The following is a 2,604-nucleotide window of genomic DNA, read 5'->3' as shown; positions in this document are numbered from 1 at the left end:
GCACCGCCCAACCCGCCTTCTGGCGGGCGCGCCCCGACATCTCCTACCCCAAGGCCACCGTCACCGACGACTACGGGGCGAACGTCCCCGCCGAAACTCGTCCCACCGTTGTCCAGGGCATACGTCTCGCCCCCGGCCTCACCCTTCTCCTGGACGTCCCGGCACTGGACGGCGGCGACCTGGCCGCCATCGAGACCGCAGCACGCCCGCTGCTCGACGAGCTGCACCGGCGCGGTCTCCTCACTGCCACCACCACAAGCCCCGCGTTCCTGCCCGCCGACCCCACTGGGAGGTCCAAGTGACCGTGCGCATACTGCCGCTACCCGACACCGACGCCCCGGCCACCGACGGCGGGATCGGCGCCCTCAGCACCGAGCGGGGCAACCTGCCACTGGACTCCGTGAGCGTGCACGCGTCGATCACCGGGCTGGCCGCCGGAATCGAGGTCGTCCAAGGGTTCCGCAACCCGTTCGACGTGCCGCTGGAGGCGACCTACATCTTTCCGCTGCCCGACCGCGCCGCCGTCACCGCGCTGCGCATGGAGGCCGCCGACCGGGTCATCGAGGGGACGCTGAAGGAGCGCGGCCAGGCCCGGCAGGACTACGACGCGGCCATCGCCGCGGGCCGGCGCGCGGCCATCGCCGAGGAAGACCGCCCCGACGTCTTCACCATGCGGGTGGGCAACATCCTTCCCGGCGAGCGCGTGACGATCACCCTGACGCTCGATCAGCCACTCCCCCACGAGTCGGCCTCCAGCGCGGTGTTCCGCTTCCCGCTCGTCGTCGCGCCCCGCTACATCCCGGGCGCGCCCCTGCACGGTGAACGCTCCGGCTCCGGAGTGGCCGACGACACCGACGCGGTGCCCGACGCATCCCGCATCAGCCCGCCCGTTCTCCTCCCCGGCTTTCCCAACCCCGTCCGACTCGCCGTCACCGTCGACATCGCCCCCGCCGGGCTGCCGCTGAACCAGATCCGCTCGGCCCTCCACGTCGTCGCCGAAGAAGGCGCGGGCGAGCGCACGACCGTGCGGCTGCGGCCGGGTGAACGCCTCGACCGCGACTTCATCCTGCGCCTCGACTACGCCCCGCAGGAGAGCGCGGCGCTCTCCCTGGTCCCGGACGAGACCGGCGACGAGGGCACGTTCACCCTGACCGTCCTGCCCTCCGGCGAGGCACGGCCCAGGCCGCGCGACGTGGTTCTCGTCCTCGACCGCTCCGGCAGCATGGGCGGCTGGAAGATGGTCGCGGCCCGCCGCGCCGCCGCCCGCATCGTCGACACGCTCCGCACCGAGGACAGATTCGCCGTGCTGTCGTTCGACCACGACATCGAGCGCCCCCGGGACCTCGGCGCCGAACTGGTCGCGGGGACCGACCGCAACAGGTTCCGCGCCGTCGAACACCTTGCGGCGCTGCACGCGCGCGGCGGCACCCAGATGCTCGCGCCGCTCGACGAGGGCTGCCGCCTCCTCACCGACACCGGCCGCGACCGGGTACTGGTCCTCATCACCGACGGCCAGGTCGGGAACGAGGACCAGATCCTCGCCCGTGTGGAACCCCGGCTGCGCGACGTGCGCGTCCACACGGTCGGGATCGACAGGGCCGTCAACGCCGGCTTCCTCAACCGTCTCGCCGCCATCGGCCAGGGCCGCTGCGAACTCGTCGAGTCCGAAGACCGCTTGGACGAGGCGATGGAGCACATCCACCACCGGATCGCCGCGCCACTCGCAACCGGGCTCACCCTCCACAGCGACGACCTGGAGATCGTGCCCGACTCCACGGCCCCGGCCCGGCCCGGCGCGCTCTTCCCCGGCGTGCCCCTGGTGATCGCGGGCCGGTTCCGCGGAACCCCCACCGGGTCGCTGACCGTCCGCGGCACCGGATCCACCGGAGCGGCCTGGCAGCAGCGGGCCGCGGGCGTTGTCACCGACAACTCCGCCGCCACGTCCATCTGGGCCCGCGCGCACCTACGCGACCTGGAAGACCGCTACACGACGGGCGGCCCCGGCGACCTGGAACAGCGCATCGTCAAGACGTCCCTCCGCTTCGGCGTCCTGTGCCGCTTCACCGCGTTCGTCGCGGTAGACAGCCGCGTGGTCACCGACGGCCCCGCGCCCCACCAGGTCGTCCAACCGGTCGAGCCGCCCCAAGGCTGGGCTCAGCCCGACGCGGCGCCGATGATGGCCGGAGGCGCGGCCCCCATGGCGGCTTTCGCGCCGATGGCGGCCCAGGCCCCGTCCGGCCCGCCGCCCCCTCCCAGCTCCGCGGGCATGCCCGCAAAAAGCGCAGGCCGCCTCCGCGGCGCCGCGAGCCCCGGCGGCATGCCACGCCAGGCACGCCAGCCCACCCCGGCCGAGTTCCAGCGAGAACTTTCCAACGTCCTCGACCGTCTCCGCCAGGCCCCGCATGACCAGCGGGTCCGACACCTGCTGGGCGACCTCCTCCCCATCCTGGAGTCGATCATCCAGCGCATGGAGGCCCAGTCCCTGACCATCGCACCCTTGACCACCCTCCGCGACGAGCTCCGCCGCCTGGACCCCACAGCGGACCAGACCACCGTGGACTCCCTGTGGACTCAGGCCCTCCAGACCCTCGGCGACTTCACCAC

At 73.0% G+C, this 2,604-nt stretch carries 1 protein-coding gene and 1 pseudogene; both read left to right on the top strand.

Annotated elements, in window-relative coordinates; translation table 11 throughout:
* A pseudogene (locus E1200_RS34535) lies at window positions 1–302 on the top strand (hypothetical protein); the annotation flags it as partial.
* A partial coding sequence (locus E1200_RS32580; protein ID WP_131956426.1) for a VIT domain-containing protein occupies window positions 299–2,604 on the top strand: 2,306 nt, incomplete at its 3' end. The pseudogene E1200_RS34535 and the gene E1200_RS32580, both read left to right, overlap by 4 nt.

This window comes from Actinomadura sp. GC306, from assembly GCF_004348665.1.
Lineage (GTDB): Bacteria > Actinomycetota > Actinomycetes > Streptosporangiales > Streptosporangiaceae > Spirillospora.
This window is presented reverse-complemented; position numbering and strand designations above follow the sequence as displayed.